This window comes from Pseudidiomarina sp. CB1 (genome assembly GCF_024752025.1).
Lineage (GTDB): Bacteria > Pseudomonadota > Gammaproteobacteria > Enterobacterales > Alteromonadaceae > Pseudidiomarina.
The window spans coordinates 497,888-523,682 of record NZ_JANTPU010000001.1; the positions used below are offsets into that span (position 1 = coordinate 497,888).

The following is a 25,795-nucleotide window of genomic DNA, read 5'->3' on the forward strand; positions in this document are numbered from 1 at the left end:
GTTACTTCACTTCTTCCGTTTTCACTGGCGCTCCAGGCTGAATTTTCTGCAGCCCCTCAACAATCACTTGGTCACCAGCGGCGAGACCGCTACGGACAATCCACGCATCGCCACTGGTGCCGTCTAGCTCTAGGTAACGCTGTTCAACTTTACTCTCTTGATTGACGACCATAGCGATGGCACGGCCCCGAGGATCGCGTGAAACTCCGGTTTGCGGTACTAAAAGGGCATCCTGCAAGGAACCTGAGGCAACTTCGGCCGTCACGTACATGCCAGGTAAAATACGGCGTTCTGGATTGGCAAATTGTGCACGCAAGGTAATTGCGCTCGTGGTTGGATCGACAGTCACCTCGTTAAACAACAATTTACCTTCAGCCAAGACTTCGTCGCTACCGTTAGCAAATAAACGCACACGCGGTTGATTGTCCGCCGCCATAGTGATGCGGCCCGAGGCAATCGACTGCTGTAATTGTAAGTAGGCTTCGCTGCCTTGTTGAATATCGACATAAATTGGATCGAGTTGATGAATTGTTGTCAAAGCTTGCGTTTGACCAACACTTACAAGCGCTCCCTCGGTCAGGAGCGAGCGACCGATTCTTCCACTAATTGGCGCCTTTACCTTAGTATATTCAAGATTCAGCTGGGCACGCTCTTGCTCAGCGAGTGCTACTTTAAGCGCAGCTTTCGCCTGTAGATAGGATGCTTCTGCTTCATCATATTCTTGTTGGCTAACCGCTTTTTGTTGCAAAAGATCCTGCAAACGATTGAATCGGGCACGACTTGCAGCCAGCGTCGCTTCAGCTTGAGCAACAGCAGCATCGGCAGCGCTTAAGTCCGCTTGATAAGTCGATGCATCAATCTGGTAGAGTGATTGTCCGGCTTCAACGGTACTTCCTTCAGTAAAAAACTTCTGTTCTAAAATACCGCCAACTTGCGGTCGCACCTCAGCAGTACGAAACGCCGTAGCACGACCAGGCAAAGTCACCTGTAACTCGACATTTTCGGGTTGTATCGTAACGACACCCACTGTTTGCTGTTGTTGTGCTTGCTGTTGCTGTGCAGCACCTTCGTTACTATCGCTGCAGCCACTGACAAATAGGGCGCTAGCCAAGACAGTTGCCGCAATCGGTGATAGGGTACGTTGACGCATTAAAATCTACCTCATACATTTAGGGTGCGTAGTTTAGGTGCTCAATTATACATACATACATGAATGTTTGTAAGTACGGATCACATTTTTATTGGGTTTACGTTCACATATTGGTAAAAGTTTATGTCATCGACCTTTCGTAAGAGTTTAATTGCTGGAATTGCCGTTTTCTGTCTCGGTTTACTCGCTATTTGGTGGTGGCAGGGCTCTTCGACTGAGAAGGGATCTCGCGAGCGCAATGCGCAATATACCGAGCTTCTTGAACTATCGGGTCAGCTAAACCGTGATTTACCTCGTCTTTTAGATCGTCAAACGCGTTTTGAGCGCGCTGAAGTGGTAAATTATGGTATGCGTTTCTACTACAGCCTCGTCAGTGTTGATCGCTTTAATCACGATGAAGCTGAGATTGCACAACAAGTCGAGCCACAGTTGCGCAATGCATACTGCAATGATGAAAATTTAGCCTTCTACCGAGAACGCGCTGACTTCATCGAATTCCAGTATTTAGATCAAAACGAATTAAAGATTTTTCATTTTCGCTTTAGCCCTGACGACTGTAGGGCTACAAAGGGGTAGATAGTATGAAGTTAAGTATCTCTATGGCATTACTTAGCACCGTTGCTTGTAGTGCTGTTTTTGCCGCAAACCCTAGCTACCAAGAGCAGGAAAAACTTCACGAGATCGCTGCGGCGGTATCGCCTGAACGTATCGAACAGGACATCACCAAACTTGTCAGTTTTGGAACGCGGCACACGTTATCAGAAACAGCGTCTGATACTCGTGGCATTGGCGCAGCAAGACGTTGGATCAAAGCTGAGTTTGATCGAATTTCAGAAGCTTGTGGTGGTTGCTTGGAGGTTTATTACCAGAGCGAGGTCATCAGTGGGGAAACGCGTATTCCTAAACCTACTGAAGTGGTCAGCGTTATTGCGGTGCAGCGCGGCACAGTTGACCCGAGTCGCTACGTGATTATGTCCGGCGATATCGATTCACGTGTTTCTGATGTGATGGACGCAACCTCCGACGCTCCGGGCGCCAATGACAATGCTTCGGGTGTGGCTGGCACGCTCGAGGCTGCCCGTGTACTTAGCCAATATGAATTTGCCGGCAGCATTGTTTACGCAGCATTGGCTGGCGAAGAGCAGGGCTTATTCGGCGGCAAAATTATGGCCGAGCAAGCACAAAAGGATGGCTGGCGTATCAAAGCCGTGTTGAACAACGACATGATCGGCAACATCGAAGGTATCAATGGTGTCGTGAACAATACCACGGCACGTATTTTTGCCGAAGGTACCCGCATGAATGAAACGGAGTCCGATGCCCGCCGTCGACGTTTTACCGGTGGTGAAGTCGACTCGCCAAGCCGTAACGTGGCGCGTTATATCGATTGGATGGCCGATCGTTATATCCCGAACCTCGATACCATGGTCATTTATCGCCTTGACCGTTTCGGTCGTGGCGGACACCACCGGCCATTCAATGACTTAGGCTATCCAGGCGTGCGTATTATGGAAACCAACGAGAATTATCATCGCCAACACCAAGACTTACGCGTGGAAAACGGTATCCAGTACGGTGATACCTTGGATGGGGTTGACTTCGATTATGCAGCTAAGCTTACCGCACTTAACGCTGTTTCGTTGGCAAGTATGGCGTGGGCTCCAAGTCCACCGGCAGACGTGCAAATCAAAGGTGCTGTTAGCCCGAACACCACATTGTCATGGCAAGCACCGAGTAATGCCGAAGCTGATTTAGTGGCTGGTTATCGCATCTATTGGCGTCACACGGATGCTCCTAATTGGGAGTTCAGTCGTGATGTTGGCAAGGTGACGGAGTACACCCTCGAGAACATCGTTATCGATAATTATTTCTTTGGCGTCGCTAGCGTAAGCCAAGACGGCTTTGAGAGTCCCGTCGTGTTCCCCGGACCTGCTGGGGCCTTCGGTGAATGATTCAGGAACCACCTAAAAGTAACAACGCTCAAGCCAACAAGTGGCTTGAGCGTACTTTAGAATCGAAGCATGTATTGTGGATGATATTTGTGCTTTCGATGTTGGAAGCGACGATCATTCCCATTCCCCTTGAATTAGTGCTCATCCCTTTACTACTGCACGAACGAGAGCGCTGGTTTGCGATTGCGTCGGCGACCCTTGCTGGCTGTTTGGTCGGCGCCAGTATCGGTTATGGTATTGGGCTGTTTTTATTCGATACTGCAGGCCAATGGTTGCTCGAAACAATGAATTATCAAGATGCCTTTAATGAATTCAAAGCCGAATTTAATGCAGATGGCTTTGTAACGTTACTGCTGGTTGGGATCACGCCGATTCCATTCCAGGTCGGGATGCTAACCGCTGGTAGCACTGGCTATCCATTTTTATTGTTTATGTTTGCAGCACTTATCGCCCGCGGCATTCGCTACTATGGCTTGGCGGTATTAGTAAATTGGCTTGGCGAGCGAATTCTCGCTTGGTGGCAAAAGCAGCAGAAACGCCTCGGGTGGAGCGTTTTAGTAGCGGGCATCGCAGTTTATTTAATCGTTATTTTTGTGTGATGTTAGCCATCACAAAGATTGTAACGGGTTGTCAGCGATGGCCTCAATTAGTTGCTGCAAGCCTGAAATACCATCCAAATCACGCGCAAACAACGGTAGAAAGGCGCCTGGTATCTTTGCGAATACTGTTTTAATTTGCTCGCGATAGAGCTCTTCTTGTTGCCGCCGTAATGCCATAAATTCACCTTCGACGTGTTCGGGAAGGTTGCGATTAATCCATAGTCCTGCGAGCGGTAAACCTTGCTCTGTTAATTGACGCACCGCGCGTTCTGTTTCCAGAATCGGCAGCTTTTCCGGGGTCAAAACGAGGGCAATGGCAGTTTGTTGCGGATCTTTAATGCTATCGCGGGTGCGTTGAAAAAGCTGCTGACGGCGGCGTAGGCGTGCAGCAATAGCTTGATTACGTTCGGAAAGCTCAGATACATCGTGCTGTTTAGGCTCTGCTAATGGATGTTGCGGCGCGCGTTGACGAGATGATGATAAGTGATCTACCACTCCTTGCAACTGTCGCGCTTTATCTGAAGTTTGCAGCATTCCTTGGGTCCATGCTGACATTGCCTCAGGTAACGTAAGTAATCGTAGCGTGTGGCCGGTGGGTGCAGTGTCAAAAATAATTAAGTCATAGCCGCGTTGCTCGCGCTCATCGATGAGTTGCGCAATGCTCTCGAGGATCGCTGCTTCTTGTGTACCGGGCGACTGTGCGGTGAGCTTTAATTGCTTTTCAATTTGTGGGTAGAGCGTTGGTTTCACAAGGCTTTTCATGCCTGCTAATACATCAGCAATGTGCTGTTCTACCTGACGATCGGGATCAATTTCTAAAGCATCTAAATTGGCGGTTATCGAGGCTATTTCTGCGCCCACAGGTTGCGCAAACGCATCACTTAAGCTGTGTGCAGGATCAGTCGATACCACGAGCGTCTTGCGACCATGGTTGGCGTGGTAGAGTGCCAAAGAGGCAGCAATAGAGGTTTTGCCGACGCCACCTTTGCCACCGACAAAAATGACTGCTGGTGGCGCGTGCAAAAGGTCACTGGTCATTAACAGCACCGAAACTCGTCAAAAGGCGAGTGCTCCATTCCCATGCGCAAGTGCCACTCATGGAATTGTTCCAATAAGAGTGGCTGCAGCTCAAGCGTGTAATAACTTGCTGGATTTGGAATTCCCATCATTTCTGAGTACACGTAGAGCATGAACAAATCCTCTTGCTCACGCTTTGCACGCGCCACCGCAGCGCGGTAGGGCGCATTATAGTACTCGTTGACAAATTGGCTGGCCTGAGCCAGCCAACCTTTAATGGCTTGAATTCGCATTTTCTTTACGTAACCGATTTAAGGTAGAACCAGCCTCCAGAGCAATCCAGATTGCGGCGATCAGCACCAACAAATCAAGACTGAATAAGAACCAGTCGGACGCTTCATAGAAGCCTTTAAGCTGAATGATCAGGGCAAAGATAGTCATGACCAATAAGAATATTAACGGCAACAAGGTTACATACATTGGCCGTTTGAGTTTCACCAACATCGTTGTGATAACCAACAGCGTTAGGCCCGCCAATAGTTGATTAGTGGTACCAAATAGCGGCCAGATCGCTAGACCACCAGAACCATCAGCACCACCTGCACCAAAGGCAAGCAGTAAGCATGAACCGACAGCGAGTAGGGTAGCCGGCGCGGCCTTTTCCATCCACTGAATATTATAAATTGCCCCCCATTCTTGGAAGATATAACGCTGTAAGCGTAAACCGGTATCCATGGTGGTTCCCGCGAAGAGAACTGCCATTACCGTTAGCAACGTCTCCGCGATACCGACATTAAAGCCAAGGCCCTCTTGCAGAATACGTGCGCCGCCAGAGACAAACGCGGTAACCCCACCTTGCCCAAAGCTATGATAGACCGCTTGCCAATCGGCAAGTGTTGCAAAGCCTGCTGTGACCGCAATGATGGTGGCCAACGATAACGAGCCCTCACCAATTGCACCGAAGTAGCCAACAAAACGCGCATCTGTTTCTTTATCGAGTTGCTTCGAAGTTGTTCCCGAAGCGACCAAACCATGAAAGCCAGAAATGGCTCCACAAGCAATGGTAACGAACAACAACGGGATCAATGACGGAGTGCCTTCAGGAGTGTCTGAGTTGAACGCGGGCGCTACCAACTCAGGTCCACTAATCAGGACGGCGCCGTAAATAAGAATCAGGCCAATGAATAATTGTAGGCCGTTAATGTAATCGCGTGGTTGCAACAACATCCACACCGGCAACAATGAAGCAATCGCTGCGTACAAGAAGAGGATAAGAATCCACGTAGCATTATCTGATAACCCCATTATCGTCTCTGGCAGTGCGAGTGGTGCTTCAGGGCCAGCGACAATTAAAGCATAAAGGGCAATGACACCAAGAATAGAGACCGTACCCAAGTTGAGCCATTTGCGGAAAATAAATTGACCAATAATGAGTGCGACAAAAATAGCGCCCCAAACCGGAATAACCGAGCTTGGAAAATTAATCAGTAATCCAGAAATCGCCGTAGCGAAGACCGCATTGACCATCAGTAAGACCAAGAAGATGACGATCATAAATAAGGATTGCGAACGTTTACCCACCACATCGCCAGTTAACGCACCGATCGAGCGTGCGCGGTTACGATTGGATGCCCAAATAGCTCCAGCGTCATGTACTCCGGCGAAAAAGATAGTACCGAAAATCACCCACAAAAATGCCGGAACCCAACCCCAAATCACCGCAATAGCTGGGCCAATAATGGGTGCCGCGCCCGCAACAGACGTAAAGTGGTGTCCCCAAAGAACGTATTTATTGGTGGGAACAAAATCGACGCCGTCTTCAAACTCATGGGCTGGAGTGCGAAAATTCGGATCGAGCTTATAGATCTTTTCGGCTACGAATTTGGAGTAAAAGACATAACCGAGAAACATACCGCCTAAACCGAGTAACATCAGTAAAATAGCGTTCATGTGACACCTTTTTGGTTTATGATGAGGTACAAACGTCCTTTTTATTGCGCCAGATCATAAGCTCAACGGCGCCGGTACAACATTCGACAAAGGTCTAGTTTCATCAGCTCAAGGATAGTTATGTTTCGTTGGTTTGAAAACCGTTTAGATCCATTCCCGCCGATTACCGGTGAGCAACCGCCCAATTCGCTGATTGCTTTTTGCCGTTATTTCACGCGTGGTGCGTGGCCGTATATCTTTGCCACTGGTGTGTTGATGACGTTGATCGCGCTCACCGAGGTATGGTTGTTCAGCTTTATTGGCAATATTGTTGATTGGCTGAGTGTCCAGTCACGCGAAACGTTTTTTACGGAGCAGAAGTGGTGGTTGATTGGTATGGCCGCTGTCGTGTTGTTGGGCTTGCCTCTGCTGGTTGTTTTGCATTCGTTAGTGACGTACCAGTCATTGTTGGGTAACTATCCGATGCGGATACGCTGGTTGGTGCATAACTACCTACTGCGCCAGTCGCTGACGTTCTATCAAGATGAGTTTGCTGGAAGAATTGCTACTAAAGTTATGCAAACTGCGTTGGCTGTACGTGAGAGCGTCATCAAACTCTTTGATGTGCTGAACTACGTCAGTGTTTATTTTATTGGTACGGTGGTGATTGTCGCGAGCGCAGACTGGCGTTTGGCCATGCCTTTGTTGGTGTGGCTGGGTTGTTACCTCGTGTTATTGCGCTACTTTGTGCCACGTTTAGGGCAAGTTGCGACGCGTCAAGCTGATGCGCGGTCGGTCATGACTGGACGTGTAGTCGATAGCTACACCAATATTCAAACGGTGAAACTCTTCTCTCATGCGCAACGAGAAAGTGCTTTTGCGCGTGAAGGAATGGAACAATTTCTTGGTACAGTGCATCAACAAATGCGCTTGGTTACCAAGCTCTATACCTGTCTCTATTTACTTAACTCACTGTTACTGTTTTCAGTAGCGGCATTAGCGATATGGCTATGGCTCGGGGCATTGATAAGTGTCGGTGCTATCGCCGTAGCGTTGAGCTTGGTGTTGCGATTGTGGGGCATGAGCCAATGGATTATGTGGGAAGTATCGGCCTTGTTTGAGAACCTCGGTACGGTGCAAGATGGCATCAAAACAATAGCAGTGCCACAACGCATTACCGATGCACCTTCGGCAAAAGCGCTTGAGGTGCCTCGCGGTGAAGTTGAATTTGTGCATGTAAATTTTGACTACACTGATGACAAGCCCGTTTTACGGGATTTGAACCTACATATCAAAGCCGGTGAAAAAATTGGCTTAGTGGGACGCTCGGGCGCTGGAAAGTCAACTTTGGTCAACTTATTGCTGCGCTTTTACGAAGTGAATGATGGGCAAATTTTGATCGACGGACAAAATATTGCGCAGGTTACGCAAGACAGTTTACGCGAGCACATTGGCATGGTGACTCAGGATACTTCGCTGCTACACCGCTCCGTGCGCGGAAATATTGCCTATGGCCGTCCCGATGCTACGGACGCTGAAGTTGTGCAAGCAGCGGCGCGCGCGGAGGCAACTGATTTTATTGCCGACCTTGAGGATTCGCACGGGCGCCGCGGTTACGACGCTCACGTTGGCGAACGCGGGGTGAAACTATCAGGTGGCCAACGGCAACGTATCGCGATAGCGCGGGTGATGTTGAAAGATGCCCCTTTGTTAATTTTAGACGAAGCGACATCAGCCCTTGATTCCGAAGTCGAAGCCGCGATTCAGGAAAACCTCTACCGGCTTATGGAGGGTAAGACCGTTATTGCAATTGCCCACCGTTTGTCGACCATCGCCGCAATGGATCGTTTAATCGTGATGGACGAAGGACGAATTATCGAGCAAGGCACTCATGCCGAGTTACTTGCGCAGAATGGACTATACGCCAGTTTATGGGCGCGTCAATCAGGCGGTTTTATCGCGGATTAAAAAAGTTGGAATAAAACTACACGCTACGCCGTCTTGATCATGAAAACCTGGTCACAGCTACTGAGCGAAACCTATGACACAACCCGAATCGAATGCTCTACCACGCACGAAGATGCAGCAACGCTATCGTATGATTGCGCCTTATGTTGCCGGTGCACAGGTATTAGCGACGCAATTCATGCGGTGTCCGCAACGAGGAAAGGATATGGTTCAAGATGCGCTCGAAAAAGCGCTGCGAACGCAACACTTTCCGCTCAAAAGTAAAGCTAAACCATGGTTTTTGCAGGTGGTACGCCATCGTTGCCTCGACGAGTTACGGCTATTGCAACGTCACACCGACGATTCAGTATTAACCGAGCTTGCGACGCAAACGCACGACTCACTGCCGTTCGTTGCGCAGAATTTAGTGCAAGAAGCATTGGCGAGATTATCACCAGAACAGCGTGATTTGCTTGTTCTCCGTGAGTTCAACGATTGTAGCTATGCTGATATTGCTACGATCGTTGGTATCCCAGAGGGCACCGTGATGTCACGCCTGCATCGGGCACGTATGGCAATGCGGCAGGCATTGCAACAACTTGGAGAGCGTTGATGACACAGCAAGAACAACCTTGTCAAATCATAGAGCCGTTAATTAGTGGCGCACTTGATAATGAGCTCACGCAGCAACAGCGGCAGCAACTGCATCTGCATTTAGCTTCGTGTGAAGCTTGCGCAAATTTGTATCGTGAACTGGCCGAACAACGCGGTGCCGTGAAACTTGGTGTACAGACAAACGACGTGTTGAACGAATCACCGAGTACGCGTTTTTGGAATGCAATAGGTTGGTCATTATTAGTGCTTGGCCTCATTCCACTGGTCATTTACGCTATCTATGAGTTTAGCCAAGACACCAGTATTCCATGGTGGGTTAAGTTAACCATCGGAACTACAACGCTGGGGCTTATTCTACTCTTTATTAATGTGTTACGGCAACGCATGCAAGCGGCCAAGTCTGACCCTTACAAGAAGGTAAACTTATGAAACATATACCAATTGTTACGACCGAAACGATTGCTGGGAAAGCAATTACTGAGCAGTTAGGTATTGTCCGCGGTAACACTATACGGGCACGCCATGTAGGGCGGGATATACTTGCTGCCTTGCGGAATCTGGTTGGCGGCGAAATTAGTGATTACACCAAACTTATGGCTGAGAGTCGCGAGCAAGCCTTAGATCGCATGCAAACAGAAGCTCTTGAGCTAGGTGCAGATGCAGTGGTAAGTGTACGTTTCACCACATCTATGCTCGCTCATGGCGCCGCAGAGCTCTTAGTTTATGGGACTGCAGTAAAATTAACTGCTGATAACTCAAGCAACTAGCAATTAGTCACTGTATCTTTACGTGAACTTTACGGACAGGTTTGCGATTTTTACTTACTCTGCTAATACTTGAACAGATGTAATCGCACCGCGAAGGGCGTGGTGCGGCTACATCTGCAAAGAACGTGGAGTGTACTCATGATGCGTAAATTGCTGATTTTAGCTATTTTCGCTGCAGCCTTTTATCAGTATTACTATGGCTTTGGCGCACATTTGATGCCAGACATCGATCTAGGTGAAGTCGCTGGCGATCTTAAACGCAAGGCTGTCGAAAAGCGCGACCCGACCTTACTTACCTTGGAATGTCCTGCAGGAACTTATGTAGCGGTGGATGAAACACTGCAAACTGCAAACTGCCAACCGCGTTCTCGTTTGTAAGTAGCCGTTAACGACGCTTTACCTTCACTCAGCGCTCCAGTATCTTAAGCCTTCCAGCATCACTTTGTTTCAGGCGGGGAAGGCTACCCTTGGATTTAAGTCGTTTTGAACAGTTCTGGCTTGCTGAGCATCAGCGTTTGCGTGATGTGCGTGATCCGTTGTTACAGCAACAGCAACTCAAGCTTAGTGAAATCCGGGCACACGAGCCCCAAAACCAACTTATTGAACGTGCGGTGGGCTTAAGTGAACGTCAAGGCTTGCTGAATCAGTTAAGGCATTGGCAGCACTTGCGACGTCTGTTGACGTTGCTGCTAGGTGTGCTTGCCGTCGTTATTGGTATTGGTGTCAGTCAAACTATTCTGAGCCAACCACAGCCGCTATCATTACTCTTCGCGATCAATATCTTACTTTTACCAAACCTATTAATGTTGTTGTTTTGGTTAGCTTTTACACTGCGCAAACCAAGACCAAGCGGGATAACTGGTGTGGCTTATTCACTGTTGACTTTGTTACAACGCAAACGTGGAGAAAGTGCGCTTGAACAGAGTTGGTTAGAGCACGTGCAGCAGCAGCGACTTTTACAACCATTGATGGCGGTCGCGACACATGGCTTTTGGCTGCTAATCGCAATATCTTCGTGGCTAACATTGTTGCTCTACCTAAGTTTTAACGACTATAGCTTTCAATGGGCGACGACAATCCTGAATGCTGAGCAGGTCGCGTCGATTGCGCATGCCATTAACATTTTGCCGCAGTTTTTATTCTCTGTACAAGTGCCAGCCATAACTGACAGTGCGACAAATACCACAATTGCTGCACAAGCAGGGCGTTGGCTAACGTTTTGCTTGCTGACCTACGGTGTTTTACCAAGAGCGCTTGCTGCGTTGCTCGCTGTTGGCTTGTTTTACCGACGCACCATTGCAATGAAACTTGATCTGCAAGCCGAGGGTTACAACGCTGTGGTGAATGCATTGGGCCAATCGCGACAACAAACGAACACTGTCGATGCTGATACCGACAGTGATACTGCAATACAGTTTCGTTATGCGGACCAAGGCCGTGGTAGCTATTTGCTAACGTTAGACTATGAGGCTGAACCCGAGTACACGACAAACGCCGAACAGCTAGGGCTGGTTGCAACCTATGCAGAGAAACAGCGGATGCTGCAACGTTTAAGCGCGAACCCAAGTGCGCACCTACAGGTAAGAGTTGCAGCTCAATTAACGCCGGATCGAAGTAGTATCCAATACTTAGCGGCGCTCGCCAAAACGACTCAACAGCTGACTGTGGTGCTTGTCTGTGGTTCACAAGCAACTTACTTAGCGCAGTGGCAACAACAACTAAACCGTTATGGAGTTGCTTATGTCGTCGCTTAAGATTGCGGTGGTTGGACACACGAATGCTGGCAAAACCTCGCTATTACGTACGCTATTGCATTCGCGTCAATTCGGCGAGGTCGATCAACGACCAAGCACTACGCGAAGTGTACTCGAGCAAGGTGTATGGTTAGAAGGGCAACAGCTTTTGGCCTTCTATGATACACCTGGGCTAGAGTCCGGATCGGAACTTTTTAGTGAAGTTGAAGCCTTTGTCGAACAGTTTCGCCACGACGGGCCAGCACAGATTCGCGCCTTCCTCGCTAGCACTTTGGCGGGCGACCGCTTCGCACAAGAAGCCAAAGTTTTGCGCCAATTATTACAGTCTGATGCCGCTTTTTATGTTATTGATTGTCGTGATCCTGTATTGCCAAAATATCAAGATGAATTGCATTTATTGGCGCGTTGCGGAAAGCCCCTGATTCCAGTGCTTAATTACACTGCAGCGGCGGGGCAACAGGAAGAAGCATGGCGGCAGGCTTTGGCAAAGCTAAGCCTCCATGCAGTTGTTGCTTTCGATACAGTGACACCGCCCGAGGGTGGTGAGGCCTATTTACTGGAAAGTTTGGCGACCGTCGTGCCCTCAGCAGCGGGAGCATTGAAAAAACTCATCGCCTGGCGCAGCAAGGAACGTGAACAACGCCTGCATGGCGCATTGCATGCGGTTGCAGAATTATTGGTAGATGTTGCAAGTTATCAAGAAGTTGTGCCGCAAAGTGCCCCAGAGCACGAGTTGCAAACGGCAATTGCACGTTTGCAACGGCGCATTCGTATGCGTGAGCAGGATACCGTACGTAGTATTTTGAATCGCTTCGCATTTTTACCAGAAGATGCGATAGCTGAGCAGCTTGATAGTGCATCTGGTGCATGGCAAGACGACCTGTTTGCGCCCGAAGTACTGAAAGCATGGGGTAAAGATGCCGGTTTTGGGATTGGTGCTGGAGCCGCTACGGGTGCCGGTATTGACCTGATGGTAGGTGGCATGAGTTTAGGTGCCGCAACAGCATTAGGTGCGGCTGCTGGTGGGCTTTATCAGAGTTGGCGTCACTTAGGCGAGAAGTTGAAACAACGTTGGCGGGGGCAACGTGAACTGCACGTTGATAACGCCACGCTCGCAACGCTTACCGGTCGTCAGTTGTATTTATTGCAACAGTTAGTACGGCGTGGTCATGCCGCTACGGAGACCCTTACCATAGCGAAATCTCATCGTGTATCACGAGAACAGTTCAAGACTATAGAACGGTCCCTTGGCCCCATGTTGGCCCATACTCCGGACATTGATCGTCAGCGCGTGGTAACAGAACTTGCGGAAAAGCTAGAAGAGAATTGGTCGGCGTGACTGGATTTGAACCAGCGACCCCTGACACCCCATGACAGTGCGCTACCAAGCTGCGCTACACGCCGACCGAGCCCGTTATATTACTGCTTTTTTTTGATTTAACAAGCCATCGTCGGTACGAACGGCGTCAAGTGGTTATTTATTCGTCATTTTGTTGGCTAAAGCGTTGCAAATGCTTGATACCGTCGACCAACACTGGCGTAGCAGGGGCGACGTTCGGCATTTCCTCGAGTGTTTTGTTGGCAAAGCTACGCACGCGGCCATCAGTACTTATAACGGTTGTCGCGTCAACATCATACACCACAAGATCACGAGCAAAGCTCGTCATCACTGGGAACTCACGCTCCTGTGGGCGGAATAAATTTTTACCGGTTGCGAATGCTTCGACACCACCAGCACAATCCATATAGCGCTGAGTTAGTGTCGGTGTAATATCCGTAAGTAGTGCGATATCTTGCGCCGCAAAGGGAAGGTTTGTTGTGTGAAACAACGGTACTCGGACGTTCTGTAAGCTATACACTTCACGCGGAGTTTGCGTGCTCGTGTTATTCGTCAAAGCGGTAACAATCACTTGCTGGCCAGCCACTATCGCCTTTGCTAGCTGTTCAAGGGTCGTGTTATTTAATTCAGGCTGTAGCGAATAGGTTAGGGTATCGCGATAGCTTTCAATGGTTGGTTGACGCAAGTAGCTATCTATCCCAAATTGTTGCAGGTCTCCGCTTAACTCAATGCGAATTTGATAATCTTTGAACTGGTTCCAGAAAGCAGGAACCTGTTGCTTAGCTGCCATAGGCTCGCTGTAAATATCAGCTAATCCGTAGAACAATTCGAAAACCCCGCCAGACACACTGGTTTGTCCGACTAAAGGTGATGTGAAGCGCTCTAACTGTGGCAAAACTTCCAGTATGCGCTGTTGTTCACTAACCGTTAGCGAGTCAAAAACCATGACAAGGGTATCTCGAGTTACACCCTGGCGAGCACACATGAGTTCCTGTGGTGGATAATTTAAGTCAATTCGAGCTGTTCCCTTAAGTAACCGATCGGTTGCTTGCGAACGCTCTTCGGCGAGCCAACCATGCTTACTCATTAGCGTCTGTGCTGTGGTTGGATAAGACAGCGGAAACAAATCGTCTTGCTTGGTGATCGGCGTATAAAACACCGCATCAGCCCATATATGGATGCTGTGGCTGGCCAAAAAGCACAGCACGAACACTGCGCTAAACGCAGCTCCCCAATGCTTCTCGCGTAAACGTTCCAAACGCTTCCAAGCTATGTTTGCTAAAGCTAACTCGAAGACCAGCAAGACCACAAAGACAAGTAACATACCTAGCAGTAGGACAAAGCTAGCGCCAGCAAAGGCGGTTTCAGCATCTAACGCCAACTGTGATAAGGAATAGGTATTTAAGTGGTAGCCGTATTGACGGAAAAACAAGGCATCCGCAACCAATGCTATGAGTCCAAATGCTGCGACAAGGGTAGCCACGCCCTTGAGGAATCGCGAAAAGGGCACGATCAAACAAAACGGAAAGATTAAAATAATGAAAGTAATAAACGGCAAGAACGCAAAGTGGCCGAGCCAACTAATGAGCATGTAAAAACCACCGAGCAAGGTGGACGGGGTATCAGCGGCTTCAATATAGAGCGTGCCAATGGCGAGCGCTAAAATGATATTGAAGAAGGTGAACCAGTGTCCCCAACTGATCAGTCGAGCAATTTTGTCACGGCGCTGTTTGCGTTGTCTCATGCGTGCCCTAAAAAATCTTATTTATGCAACGATTGTAGCAGGACTTTACCAAATTGTTCAGCTACTTGCTGAGCGCGCTGTGGATCATAGTGTTGCGACAAGATATGCGTAACGGCATTGCCAAGCGTCATCAGTGCAAGGTCCACTGGCACGTTTTCTTTGTGCAGCGTCTCCAGCACATCATTGAGAAGTTTTTCTTGCTGGGCGGCGTCATATTTTGACACGATTGGCATCGATTTTTTTCCTTACATGTTAGAATGCCGGCAATCTTATCACAGGCGCAACCATTTGCAGTAAGAAAGGAATGCAGCACCATGCAAGCAGATGTACAGCACAGTATCATTCATCAATTTTACACCAATGACGGACAAATCGGGTTGCGTGTCGCACCGGCAACACTCGCGATCAATGATGAGGTCGGGCTTTTGCTCGATGAACTGACAGAAGTCTACCAAGCCAAACCAAGTAAAGGTTATGCGCGTTTTTTGCGGCCTGAGGATGAACATGAACGTAGTGTGGAGAGCAATTTCCCCGAGCTACTCGAACATTGGCAGAAGGGGCAAGAGGAGTTCGTTAATTTCTCGCAAGAAAGTGCCAAGCTTTTACACCAACAACTACAGCATTACGGCATTCTGGAAGCTGGTTTTTTGCTTGTTGCGAGCTACCGCGAACGCGGCCAAGACTTTTTAGTAGTTGCCTTTTTACCCAGTCAAGAAGGGGTCACCATCGCTCCCGATTTGAGTGTTGATAAATCCTCACAGTTAGCGATTAGCAAAGTTCAGCTGGCCGCGACGATTAATTTAAGCGAATGGGCCGATGAGCCTGATTCAACCACTTATATCTCATTTATTAAAGGCCGCGCTGGACGCAAGGTATCTGACTTCTTTTTGGATTTTTTGGGGTGTGCCGAGGGCTTAAATGCGAAAAAGCAGTCACAACAATTGATTGAGAGCGTAAGCCGTTATGCCCAAGAGGAACAACTCGAAAACGAGCAAGCGCGACAACTGCGCAAGTCAGTGTACGACATCTGTGACAATCAATGGCAACAAGGCGAGCCTGTACGCGTCAAAGATTTATCAGAACAATTACGTGAAGCTGTCCCGGTAGAGCGCAGCTTTGCTGATTTTAACCAAAGTCAGGCTGAGCGAGCCTTAGTTGACGAGTTTCCGACCGATCGCTCGACATTGAAGAAGCTGGTGAAATTCCAAGGGCAGGGCGGCGGTCTAAGTATCGGCTTTGACCAAGATTTACTGGGCGCGCGTGTTGAGTACGATCCACACAGTGACAAGCTGACCGTGCACGGAACTCCGCCGAACTTAAGGGACCAATTGCGTCGTTACTTCGGTATTGACAGTTAAGACGCGGTATCCAGAAAATAAAAAACGCCAGCTCAGATAACTGAACTGGCGTTTTAGTTTTAAAGAGGCTTATTTCTGCACGGGTTATTTCTGCACAGGAATTATGTTCGTGGCGTGAAGACCTTTAGGACCTTCTTCGAGTTCAAACTCGACGTCTTGTCCTGCTTTAAGGGTGCGGTAACCTTCCATTTCGATCGTTGAATAATGTGCGAAGATATCACCTTCACGGTCTTCTGCTTCAATGAATCCAAAACCTTTTGAGTTGTTGAACCATTTCACTTTACCGGTTGCCATACTTCTACTTCCTTTAATTCTGCAGTTACTATTTAATTATTGTTAGAATGACGTCGGGGCCTTTAAAAAGCCATTTGTTAACGCCATGTTTTACTCTAGGTGAGTTCTGTTCAGTGTCAAGCCAAATTTGTTTATTTTATGAACGGTGCGACGGTTTTACCTACACCTAATGCGTAAAATTCATCGGAAAGTGAGCGAAATTCTCGTTTTCTAGCTATAAATAGGTTAAGCATAGTTATGAGTAGTATGGACCAACAGCAACATGGAGCGGTGCATGATCGGCAGAGCGAAAAGGAAAAGCTCGCGCCACCGCCCATGTATAAGGTGATTTTGAATAATGATGATTATACCCCCATGGATTTTGTCGTGGAGGTACTCATTAAGTTCTTTCGGATGGACCAAGAACGCGCCACCGACACCATGTTGACCATTCATTATAAAGGCCGCGCTGTATGCGGGGTCTATTCGGCAGAGATTGCCGAAACTAAAGTAGTACAAGTGAACCAGTATGCGCGAGAACATGAACACCCGCTGTTATGTTCAATGGAAAAGGCTTAACTCGTTGTCGAGTTGCCCACCCAATGCGCTGTCGTGGTCTGGTCCAAATGAGGAGTGCGTATGTTAAATAAAGCTCTAGAAATAACCTTAAACGATGCCTTTCGGATAGCGCGTGATCGTCGTCATGAGCTAATGACCGTAGAGCACCTTTTGCTAGCACTCCTAGACAATCCCGAAGCATCGAAAGCTTTGCGTGCGTGCGGTCTCGAATTTACCAGACTCAAACAAGAGTTGTTGGCGTACATTGATCGCAGTACGCCGAGTTTTGACGTTGAAACAGCAGAAAGTGAAACCCAACCGACACTTGGTTTCCAGCGCGTTTTGCAACGTGCGGTATTTCATGTGCAGTCGTCAGGCAATAGTGAAGTGACGGGAGCGAATGTCTTAGTCGCTATTTTTAGCGAACAGGAGTCACATGCTGTTTATTTATTGAATAAACACGACATCACTCGTTTAGATGTGGTGCATTTCTTGTCTCATGGACTGTCGAAGGTGGATGACCCCATCATTCGTCAAGACGAAGATGAGGCCGAGCAACAAGAAGGCGTAACAGAAGAGCAAGAGAGTTATCTGAAGCGTTTCTGCACTAATCTTAATGCCCGCGCAAAAGAAGGAAAAATCGACCCGTTGATTGGTCGAGACCTTGAGTTGGAGCGTTGTGTGCAGGTGCTTTGTCGCCGACGTAAAAACAACCCACTATTGGTTGGTGAAGCCGGCGTGGGTAAAACTGCGATTGCAGAAGGCCTCGCTTATCGCATCGTCAACAATGACGTGCCTGAAGTTATGGCGGATGCGACGATTTACTCGCTCGATATGGGTGGGTTGCTCGCCGGCACGAAATATCGGGGGGACTTTGAAAAACGTTTCAAAGCGCTGCTGAAAGAGGTCAAAGCGAAAACCCACGCGATACTGTTTATTGACGAAATCCATACGATTGTCGGCGCCGGTGCAGCGAGTGGCGGCGTTCTCGACGCATCCAATTTACTCAAACCGTTGCTAAGTAGTGGCGAGCTTAAATGTATTGGCTCAACAACCTACAGCGAATTTAAAAATATTTTCGAGAAAGATCGTGCCTTGGTACGTCGCTTTCAAAAGATTGATATTAGCGAACCTTCGGTGGACGACACCACGAAGATTCTTATGGGTTTGAAAGAACGTTATGAAGCCCATCACGGCATTCGCTATACACAACCTGCTATTCGTGCTGCGGCGGAACTCTCTGCGCGCTATATCAATGAACGTCATTTACCTGATAAGGCAATCGACGTCATCGATGAAGCAGGTGCAAGTCAACGTTTGGTGGCACCATCGAAGCGCAAAAAGACGATTAACGTAGGTGATATCGAGCAAATTATCGCGAAAATCGCCCGCATTCCTGAGCAAAGTGTTTCGCGTTCGGACCAGCAATTGCTTAAGCAGCTTGATCGTAATTTGAAACTTGTGGTTTTTGGTCAAGACCAAGCCATCGATCAACTTAGTGCAGCGATTCGCCTGTCACGATCAGGCCTTGGTGCAGAGCATAAACCTATTGGCTCGTTTTTGTTTGCCGGTCCAACGGGTGTTGGTAAAACCGAGATCACCCAACAACTTGCCAAAGCTCTTGGTATCGAGTTCTTGCGCTTCGATATGTCGGAATACATGGAGCGCCATGCGGTTAGCCGCTTAATTGGCGCACCACCAGGCTATGTAGGCTTTGATCAAGGTGGACTGTTAACCGAAGGTGTGATCAAACATCCCCACGCCGTGGTGCTGCTGGATGAAATCGAAAAAGCGCATAGCGATATCTACAACATTTTATTACAGGTCATGGATCACGGTACCTTAACGGACAATAATGGCCGTAAAGCGGATTTCCGTAACGTGATTCTGGTGATGACCACCAATGCTGGTGTGCAAGAGACGGTGCGGCAGTCGATTGGCTTTAAACAACAGGATCATGCTCCCGATGCAATGTTAGAAATCAATCGAACCTTCAGTCCAGAGTTCCGTAATCGTCTGGATGGCACTGTTTGGTTTAATCACTTGAGTCCCGAAGTTATTGCGCAGGTGGTTGATAAATTTGTGACCGAACTGCAAGCGCAACTGGATCGTAAGCAGGTGACCTTAGAACTCGACGCTGCAGCACGTACTTGGTTGGCCGAGAAAGGCTACGACAAAGCGATGGGCGCACGCCCCATGGCGCGTGTGATTCAGGAGCATTTGAAGAAACCACTCGCCAATGAGATTTTGTTTGGCAAATTGACGCATGGTGGAGATGTTAGTGTTAGCGTCGAGGCTGATGCACTGACACTAAAAATTGCAGAGCGCGAAGCCCGTAGTTCAACTACGGGCTAAGGGCAGGCGCGATTTAGCGCGCGCGGAAGACAATGCGGCCTTTGGTTAGATCGTAAGGCGTTAGTTGCACGGTCACAGTGTCACCGGTCAGAATACGGATGTAGTGCTTACGCATTTTTCCTGAGATGTGCGCAGTGACCACGTGGCCGTTTTCTAATTCAACGCGGAACATCGTGTTAGGTAGGGTTTCTAAAACCGTACCCTGCATTTCAATACTGTCTTCTTTTGCCATTCATATCCTCGATTTTTTGCTAAGCTCGGAAAAAGTGGTCAGAATTCTAGCTGTTTTTACTACAAATTACCACTCGATTTGTGGTTTAGCACGCGAGGCTTCCAGAAATCTGGCGAAACGCTTCGCTGGTTTTCTCTAAAGTGACGTACCAAGTATAAGAATTGTGCGCGTGGCATCTCAATCTGGCCAAGCGATACTAAATGTGCATTGGGTACTTGGGCATCGAGTAACTTACCTCCAGCGGTAAAAAAGTTTTCTGCGAAGCTTAGAAAAGCTAACTTTGAAGCGTTAGCACTGCAATGAAACATGCTTTCGCCACAAAAGATCCCATCGATAGCCACCCCGTACATACCACCAACAAGCGTTGTTTGGTCCCATACTTCGACAGAGTGCGCATATCCCAGCGCGTGGAGTTGCAAATAAGCATCTTGCATTGCCGCCGTGATCCAGGTGCCTTCTTGACTCGCATGGACTTCTGCGCAGCGCCGAATCACGCCTGCGAAATCATGATTCAAGGTAACTCGCAGCGGCGTACGGCGACGGAAACGACGCATCGATCGGCTTTCATGAAGACTTGCGGGGGTAAAGAGGGCTCTTGGGTCAGGACTCCACCATAACGGCGGGTCATCATCGGTAAACCACGGGAAAATACCATTACGATAGGCATTGAGTAGGCGCGCGACGCTCAGGTCGCCGCCGACGGCAAGCAAGCCATTAGGTTCTCGCAGCGCAAGTTCTGCCGGTGGAAAGCTAGTGTCTTGCGCGGCGAGACGGTAAACCATTAAGCCTTCGTTAAAGCATCAAGGTAACGTTCAGCGTCAAGAGCAGCCATACAACCGGTACCTGCAGAGGTGATCGCTTGACGGTAGGTATGATCCATAACATCGCCAGCAGCGAACACTCCAGGTACGCTGGTTGCCGTTGCATTGCCTTGCAAGCCCGACTGGACAATGATGTAACCGTCTTGCATTTCGAGCTCACCGTCAAAAATGCCTGTATTCGGTTGGTGGCCGATAGCGATAAAGCACCCCATGACCTCAAGCTCTGACAAGCTGCCATCTTGAGTGTCTTTCACGCGAACGCCGGTGACACCACTGTCATCACCTAAAACTTCATCAAGGGTTTTATTCAGGTGTAAGGTAACGTTGCCGTTCTCAGCTTTATCCATTAAACGATCAACTAGGATTTTTTCCGCACGGAACTGCTCGCGGCGATGGATGACATGAACTTCGCTGGCGATATTAGCTAAGTACAAGGCTTCTTCAACGGCTGTGTTACCGCCACCAACCACACAAACTTTTTGGTTGCGATAGAAAAAGCCATCACAGGTCGCACATGCTGATACACCTTTACCCATAAAGGCTTCTTCGGAATCAAGACCAAGGTACTTCGCCGACGCGCCCGTCGAGATAATCACAGCATCAGCAGTAAATTCTTGGCTGTCGCCGAACAAACGGAAAGGGCGCTGACTGAAGTCCACTTTGTTAATGTGGTCGAATACGATTTCAGTATCAAACTTCTCTGCATGTTGCTGCATACGCACCATTAGGTCAGGCCCGGTAAGGCCTTCTGCGTCACCCGGCCAGTTCTCAACATCGGTTGTGGTGGTCAGCTGACCGCCTTGTTGCATGCCGGTCACTAGAACTGGGTTCAAATTAGCGCGCGCCGCGTAGACCGCTGCGGTATAGCCTGCTGGACCAGAACCTAAAATCAACAGACGGCAATGTTTGGCTTCAGCCATTGTTCCTGTACTCCATTCTTAACAATTAAATTTGTGATGTGTGCATCAATACATTGGGATTGATTGTATGGATTACAACGACCACAAACAAGAGACCCGCAACAAATGTGCGGGTCTCAAAAGCGGGGTGAACTGTAAACTTAGCTGCGAATAGCTTCAAGCGGATCTTGATAGTCCAAGCCCAGCTTTTCGCCCAAGTCGTCATGCACTGCTTTGTAGGTAATTTTACCTTTGTGCATGTTCAAACCGTTGCGCAAGTGTTCGTTGTTTTCCATCGCTTTCAAACCATGGTTTGCCAAGGCTAACCCGAACGGTAGGGTGGCGTTGTTCAAGGCAATGGTTGAGGTGCGAGCAACACCACCTGGCATGTTGGCGACACAGTAGTGAACGATGTCGTCAACAACATAAGTCGGTTCTTGGTGCGTCGTTGCTTTTGACGTCTCGAAACAACCGCCTTGGTCGATGGCAACGTCAACCACAACTGAACCTGGTTTCATATTTTTCAAGTGTTCACGCGTTAACAGCTTTGGCGCAGCTGCGCCCGGGATTAATACTGCCCCGACAACAAGGTCGGCTTCGCGCGAGAATTTATCAACAGCATCTACAGTTGAGTAAATGGTTTTAACACGACCCGCAAAAATGTCATCTAGTTGGCGTAAACGCGGCAGTGAGCGATCCAAAATAGTTACGTCCGCACCCATGCCGACAGCCATTTTGGCAGCTTGGGTACCAACAACACCACCGCCGATGACCAAAACTTTACCTGGTTCTACACCTGGTACGCCGCCCAATAGAACGCCGCTACCGCCATTGGCTTTTTCCAAATTGTGCGCACCTGCTTGAATTGACATGCGGCCAGCAACTTCGCTCATCGGCGCCAACAGTGGTAGTCCACCATTACGGTCGGTGACTGTTTCATACGCAATAGCAGTAACGCCAGCTTTGCCCAACAAATCGGTTTGGGTTGGATCTGGCGCAAGGTGCAAATAGGTGTAGAGAATCTGGCCTTCACGCAATTGTACGCATTCATTCGGCTGCGGCTCTTTCACTTTGATGATCATTTCAGCTTTAGCAAAAATCTCAGCTGGATCATCAACGATGGTTGCACCGGCAAGCTCGTAATCTTCGTTGGTAAAACCGATGGCTGCACCACCGTTGTTTTCAACGAGTACGTCGTGGCCATGTGCAACATATTCACGCACTGCAGCAGGGGTTAGACCGATACGATACTCGTGGTTTTTAATTTCTTTAGGTACACCAATTAGCATGACTTCATTCCCGTTAAGGTTGGCGGTTTCACATAAGGATTTACGGCGAGCATTATAGGCGAAACCGCTTCCGTGTTTCGTACTTTTTTTAATGCTATATACCGTATATAATTCGGTGTAAACAAACATAAAGCGTGAAAAAATATGTTTAATGCCGAAGAACCCGTACGAATCACTATTGACAGAATTGACCGGAAAATATTAAAGCTGCTGCAAGACGACGGGCGTTTATCTAACGTCGCTTTAGCCCAGCGCGTAGGGCTTAGCGCGTCAGCGTGCAACGAGCGCGTACGCAAGCTTGAACAAGAAGGGGTAATTGAGAGCTACCATGCGCGGATCAACCCGAGTAAGCTTGGGGCTAACCTTATGGTTTTTGTCGAAATTACCCTAACACGAACCTCTTCAGACTCTTTTGCGGAATTTAGTGACGCGGTGCGTAAAACACCAGAGATTCTGGAGTGTCATTTGGTTGCTGGCGATTTTGATTTTCTGATCAAGGCCCGCGTGCCAGACATGCCTTCGTACCGCAAGCTTCTAGGGGAAACCTTGCTAACGATGCCAGGGGTGAACGAATCAAGAACCTATGTCGTCATGGAAGAAGTCAAAAACGATAATAAAGTTCTTATAAAAGGTTAGCAAAAGGCTCGTAAAACAGCTGAACATAACGCGCTGACACGCTACACTAGGAACAATGCAAATAACACGATAAGAATAAGAACGACGCTAACAGGGAAACGACATGCATAAGATACGTGTTTACATGATGCAAACGCTGGGTGGCCTATGAGTGGTGCTCAACGCGTTTTAGAAGTAGGCCTCATCCTCTGCGGAGCGTTTGCCATTTTCTTGTTTTTGGCATTAGTCAGCTTCAATCCAGCCGACCCAAGCTGGTCGCAAACAGGGTACCAAGGCACTATTGAAAATGCCGCCGGCGCAATTGGAGCGTGGTTTGCTGACGCTCTGTTATTCGCTTTTGGTTTTGTTGCCTACGCCATTCCATTTGGCTTGGCGGGCTTAGGCTACGTCATGTTCCGCCAACCGCATCGGTTATTGGAACTTGATTACCTTGCGCTTGGCTTGCGCCTGATCGGACTCATACTGACGTTGGTCGGAGCGTCAGCACTCGCGTCGCTTAATTTTGCTGCATTGTATTCCTTTTCTGCTGGTGGTGTTGTTGGCGATGTTATCAGTAGTTCGTTGCTGCCGTATTTCAACCTGATCGGCACGACTTTATTGTTGCTTACATTTTTATGCACTGGACTTACTCTTGTCACCGGTATTTCATGGGTTTGGCTGGCGGATAAGCTTGGCGAATGGAGTATTCGTGGCACCTTATGGCTGTTCAACAAGCTCAGAACACAAATGAGCCAGTGGCAAGGTGATAAAGAAGCTAAGGTGTCAGCTGATGTTACCACGACCGCTTTAGAAGATGGTAAAACGCCGCGACAGCGCAAGGCAAATACACTCAAATCGTTACCAGCAACGGAACGGCATGACCGGCAAGAGCCTGATATCGATTTAGATTTGAGCATTAGCACTGACGAACCAGAGCCCGACTTAGGGTTATTTGGTGAACCTAGCACTATTAAAGACGATGATGTTGAGGTTAATGCTGCGCCAAAACAGACCCCTGGCAGTTCAATGAAGACGTTAGCGGATGATGATGACGAAACCGAAACACGCCAGCCAATGTTAGATCCACTACCGTCGATCGCGTTACTTGATAAGCCGGCACAAACAGGGAACCCGCTCACGCCCGCAGAGCTCGACCAAATAAGTCAAACGGTTGAAGCGGTGTTGCAAGACTTTGGCGTCGAAGTGAAAGTTGCAAACGTGCAACCCGGCCCGGTGATCACCAGGTTTGAGCTCGATTTAGCCCCTGGGGTAAAAGTCTCAAAAATTTCTAATCTCGATAAAGATATTGCGCGCTCGCTGTCGGCGATATCCGTGCGCGTAGTTGAGGTGATTCCTGGCAAATCGTATGTCGGACTCGAATTACCGAATAAGAGCCGAGAAACCGTTTTCTTTAGCGATGTAATTGCCTGTGACGCCTTTCAACAAAGCCAGTCACCGCTCACCATGGTCTTAGGTAAGGGCATCTCGGGCCAACCGGTGATTGTCGACTTGGCGAAGATGCCGCACTTGCTGGTTGCTGGTACGACTGGCTCGGGTAAATCCGTTGGCGTCAACGTCATGATTTTGAGCTTACTCTATAAGAGCACGCCGGAAGAAGTGCGTTTAATCATGATCGACCCGAAAATGCTTGAGCTCTCGGTCTATGAAGGGATCCCGCACTTATTAACCGAGGTGGTAACCGACATGAAAGATGCGGCTAATGCACTACGTTGGTGCGTTGGCGAAATGGAGCGTCGTTACAAACTAATGTCAGCCCTTGGTGTGCGTAATTTGAAAGGTTATAACGCCAAAGTTGCTGACGCCCGCAATAGCGGTGAACCGTTACGTGACCCATTATGGAAACCGGGCGACTCAATGGATGAGTTACCGCCGTATTTGGAAACCTTACCTAGCATCGTAGTGGTTATTGATGAGTTCGCCGACATGATGATGATCGTCGGTAAGAAAGTTGAAGAGCTCATTGCGCGTATCGCGCAAAAAGCACGCGCCGCTGGTATTCACCTTGTACTCGCAACGCAACGGCCGTCAGTTGACGTTATTACCGGCTTGATCAAGGCCAATATTCCAACCCGTATTGCGTTTCAAGTACAGTCGAAGATCGATTCGCGCACCATTCTTGATCAACCGGGCGCAGACCAGTTGTTGGGGCAGGGTGACATGCTCTACTTACCGCCAGGCAGTGGTGTTCCGACGCGGGTGCATGGCGCTTTTGTTGATGATCATGAAGTACATGCGGTGGTGGCGGATTGGAAGAAGCGCGGCAAGCCAAACTATCTTGATGAAATACTTAACGGCGACCCGTCAGAGGATGCGCTACTTCCGGGCGAAAGTCTGGAAGATGACGATGCTGAAAGTGACCCTCTTTACGACGAGGCCGTCGCCTTTGTGACTGAAACACAGCGGGTTTCAGTTTCAAGTGTGCAACGCAAATTCAGAATTGGTTACAATCGGGCTGCGCGTATCGTTGAACAAATGGAACACAGTGGTGTCGTTAGTAGTGCGGCAAGCAACGGCCAACGTGATGTGTTGGCTCCGCGACCGCCCCGCGATTAACATTGATA

General features: G+C 48.7%; 26 protein-coding genes and 1 tRNA gene. 15 read left to right on the forward strand and 12 right to left on the reverse strand.

Going from position 1 to position 25,795, the window contains the following annotated elements:
• Position 1 precedes the first annotated feature (1 nt).
• Positions 2-1,150, reverse strand: coding sequence for an efflux RND transporter periplasmic adaptor subunit (locus tag NV375_RS02325; protein ID WP_258806803.1), 1,149 nt, complete (start codon positions 1,148-1,150; stop codon positions 2-4).
• A 123-nt stretch (positions 1,151-1,273) separates the two neighbouring features.
• Here NV375_RS02325 and NV375_RS02330 point away from each other — a divergent pair, with 123 nt between their 5' ends.
• The 3 genes from NV375_RS02330 to NV375_RS02340 are packed head-to-tail and all read left to right on the forward strand — an operon-like array spanning position 1,274 to position 3,701.
• Positions 1,274-1,726 (forward strand): hypothetical protein, encoded by a 453-nt coding sequence (locus NV375_RS02330; RefSeq protein WP_258806804.1) that lies wholly within the window; start codon positions 1,274-1,276, stop codon positions 1,724-1,726.
• 23 nt (positions 1,727-1,749) lie between these two features.
• On the forward strand, positions 1,750-3,102 hold the full coding sequence (locus tag NV375_RS02335; protein ID WP_258807937.1) for a M28 family metallopeptidase: 1,353 nt from the start codon (positions 1,750-1,752) through the stop codon (positions 3,100-3,102).
• The gene (locus NV375_RS02340; protein ID WP_258806805.1) at positions 3,099-3,701 is read left to right on the forward strand and encodes a YqaA family protein; all 603 of its coding nucleotides are present in this window, start codon (positions 3,099-3,101) and stop codon (positions 3,699-3,701) included. The genes NV375_RS02335 and NV375_RS02340 overlap by 4 nt, the downstream gene beginning before the upstream one ends.
• A 9-nt stretch (positions 3,702-3,710) precedes the next feature.
• Here NV375_RS02340 and NV375_RS02345 read toward each other — a convergent pair whose 3' ends face one another.
• From NV375_RS02345 to NV375_RS02355, 3 genes are read right to left on the reverse strand one after another with little or no spacing between them, the layout of a single operon-like run.
• Entirely contained in the window at positions 3,711-4,739 is a 1,029-nt protein-coding gene (locus tag NV375_RS02345; protein WP_258806806.1) for an ArsA family ATPase, read from the reverse strand.
• Positions 4,739-5,011, reverse strand: a complete 273-nt coding sequence (locus tag NV375_RS02350; RefSeq protein ID WP_258806807.1) for a cory-CC-star protein — start codon at positions 5,009-5,011, stop codon at positions 4,739-4,741. Before NV375_RS02350 ends, NV375_RS02345 begins: the two co-directional genes overlap by 1 nt.
• A complete protein-coding gene (locus NV375_RS02355; protein ID WP_258806808.1) occupies positions 4,992-6,668 on the reverse strand; it encodes a carbon starvation protein A in 1,677 nt (558 codons plus the stop codon). The genes NV375_RS02350 and NV375_RS02355 overlap by 20 nt, the downstream gene beginning before the upstream one ends.
• Before the next feature lie 120 nt (positions 6,669-6,788).
• Between NV375_RS02355 and NV375_RS02360 the strand changes: the two genes are divergently transcribed.
• From NV375_RS02360 to NV375_RS02390, 7 genes are all read left to right on the forward strand, one after another.
• Positions 6,789-8,615: an ABC transporter ATP-binding protein gene (locus tag NV375_RS02360; protein ID WP_258806809.1), complete on the forward strand. Its 1,827-nt coding sequence runs from the start codon at positions 6,789-6,791 to the stop codon at positions 8,613-8,615.
• 73 nt (positions 8,616-8,688) lie between these two features.
• A complete protein-coding gene (locus NV375_RS02365; protein WP_258806810.1) occupies positions 8,689-9,207 on the forward strand; it encodes an RNA polymerase sigma factor in 519 nt (172 codons plus the stop codon).
• Positions 9,207-9,638, forward strand: coding sequence for a zf-HC2 domain-containing protein (locus NV375_RS02370; RefSeq protein ID WP_258806811.1), 432 nt, complete (start codon positions 9,207-9,209; stop codon positions 9,636-9,638). The genes NV375_RS02365 and NV375_RS02370 overlap by 1 nt, the downstream gene beginning before the upstream one ends.
• Positions 9,635-9,976 carry a YbjQ family protein gene (locus NV375_RS02375; RefSeq protein WP_258806812.1) on the forward strand — a complete coding sequence of 114 codons (342 nt, stop codon included), beginning with the start codon at positions 9,635-9,637 and terminating at the stop codon, positions 9,974-9,976. The genes NV375_RS02370 and NV375_RS02375 overlap by 4 nt, the downstream gene beginning before the upstream one ends.
• Positions 9,977-10,114: 138 nt before the next feature.
• Positions 10,115-10,354, forward strand: coding sequence for a hypothetical protein (locus NV375_RS02380; RefSeq protein ID WP_126770221.1), 240 nt, complete (start codon positions 10,115-10,117; stop codon positions 10,352-10,354).
• 89 nt (positions 10,355-10,443) lie between these two features.
• Complete coding sequence (locus NV375_RS02385) at positions 10,444-11,730, forward strand: DUF2868 domain-containing protein (RefSeq protein ID WP_258806813.1); 1,287 nt, start codon at positions 10,444-10,446, stop codon at positions 11,728-11,730.
• Positions 11,717-13,069 carry a GTPase/DUF3482 domain-containing protein gene (locus tag NV375_RS02390; RefSeq protein ID WP_258806814.1) on the forward strand — a complete coding sequence of 451 codons (1,353 nt, stop codon included), beginning with the start codon at positions 11,717-11,719 and terminating at the stop codon, positions 13,067-13,069. Before NV375_RS02385 ends, NV375_RS02390 begins: the two co-directional genes overlap by 14 nt.
• Here the strand turns inward: NV375_RS02390 and NV375_RS02395 are convergent.
• The 3 genes from NV375_RS02395 to NV375_RS02405 form a co-directional block, all read right to left on the reverse strand.
• A tRNA-Pro gene (locus NV375_RS02395) sits at positions 13,058-13,134 on the reverse strand. The two genes, NV375_RS02390 and NV375_RS02395, sit on opposite strands and share 12 nt — an antisense overlap.
• Before the next feature lie 74 nt (positions 13,135-13,208).
• Entirely contained in the window at positions 13,209-14,813 is a 1,605-nt protein-coding gene (locus tag NV375_RS02400; protein ID WP_258806815.1) for a DUF3413 domain-containing protein, read from the reverse strand.
• A gap of 17 nt (positions 14,814-14,830) precedes the next feature.
• A complete protein-coding gene (locus NV375_RS02405; protein WP_258806816.1) occupies positions 14,831-15,046 on the reverse strand; it encodes a DUF1414 domain-containing protein in 216 nt (71 codons plus the stop codon).
• 81 nt (positions 15,047-15,127) lie between these two features.
• On the opposite strand from NV375_RS02405, the gene yejK reads away from it, so the two are divergent.
• Positions 15,128-16,171, forward strand: coding sequence for a nucleoid-associated protein YejK (gene yejK, locus NV375_RS02410; protein ID WP_258806817.1), 1,044 nt, complete (start codon positions 15,128-15,130; stop codon positions 16,169-16,171).
• An 84-nt stretch (positions 16,172-16,255) separates the two neighbouring features.
• Here the strand turns inward: yejK and cspD are convergent, their stop codons facing one another.
• Positions 16,256-16,465 carry a cold shock domain-containing protein CspD gene (gene cspD, locus NV375_RS02415; protein ID WP_126770233.1) on the reverse strand — a complete coding sequence of 70 codons (210 nt, stop codon included), beginning with the start codon at positions 16,463-16,465 and terminating at the stop codon, positions 16,256-16,258.
• 237 nt (positions 16,466-16,702) lie between these two features.
• Between cspD and clpS the strand changes: the two genes are divergently transcribed.
• Positions 16,703-17,023 carry an ATP-dependent Clp protease adapter ClpS gene (gene clpS / locus NV375_RS02420; RefSeq protein WP_126832430.1) on the forward strand — a complete coding sequence of 107 codons (321 nt, stop codon included), beginning with the start codon at positions 16,703-16,705 and terminating at the stop codon, positions 17,021-17,023.
• 60 nt (positions 17,024-17,083) lie between these two features.
• Complete coding sequence (clpA, locus tag NV375_RS02425; RefSeq protein ID WP_258806818.1) at positions 17,084-19,357, forward strand: ATP-dependent Clp protease ATP-binding subunit ClpA; 2,274 nt, start codon at positions 17,084-17,086, stop codon at positions 19,355-19,357.
• Positions 19,358-19,370: 13 nt separating this feature from the next.
• On the opposite strand, the gene infA is transcribed toward clpA, so the two are convergent.
• The 4 genes from infA to ald all read right to left on the reverse strand — a co-directional run bounded on the left by infA (position 19,371) and on the right by ald (position 22,598).
• Positions 19,371-19,589, reverse strand: coding sequence for a translation initiation factor IF-1 (gene infA / locus NV375_RS02430; RefSeq protein ID WP_054487875.1), 219 nt, complete (start codon positions 19,587-19,589; stop codon positions 19,371-19,373).
• Positions 19,590-19,648: 59 nt separating this feature from the next.
• A complete protein-coding gene (gene aat / locus NV375_RS02435) occupies positions 19,649-20,371 on the reverse strand; it encodes a leucyl/phenylalanyl-tRNA--protein transferase (RefSeq protein WP_258806819.1) in 723 nt (240 codons plus the stop codon).
• The gene (gene trxB / locus NV375_RS02440; RefSeq protein ID WP_126770240.1) at positions 20,371-21,330 is read right to left on the reverse strand and encodes a thioredoxin-disulfide reductase; all 960 of its coding nucleotides are present in this window, start codon (positions 21,328-21,330) and stop codon (positions 20,371-20,373) included. The genes aat and trxB overlap by 1 nt, the downstream gene beginning before the upstream one ends.
• A 140-nt stretch (positions 21,331-21,470) precedes the next feature.
• Positions 21,471-22,598 carry an alanine dehydrogenase gene (gene ald, locus NV375_RS02445; protein WP_126770242.1) on the reverse strand — a complete coding sequence of 376 codons (1,128 nt, stop codon included), beginning with the start codon at positions 22,596-22,598 and terminating at the stop codon, positions 21,471-21,473.
• Positions 22,599-22,742: 144 nt separating this feature from the next.
• Here ald and NV375_RS02450 point away from each other — a divergent pair, with 144 nt between their 5' ends.
• Both NV375_RS02450 and NV375_RS02455 read left to right on the forward strand, forming a co-directional pair.
• A complete protein-coding gene (locus NV375_RS02450; protein ID WP_126770244.1) occupies positions 22,743-23,234 on the forward strand; it encodes an Lrp/AsnC ligand binding domain-containing protein in 492 nt (163 codons plus the stop codon).
• A gap of 147 nt (positions 23,235-23,381) precedes the next feature.
• Positions 23,382-25,787: a DNA translocase FtsK gene (locus tag NV375_RS02455; protein WP_258806820.1), complete on the forward strand. Its 2,406-nt coding sequence runs from the start codon at positions 23,382-23,384 to the stop codon at positions 25,785-25,787.
• Positions 25,788-25,795 lie beyond the last annotated feature (8 nt).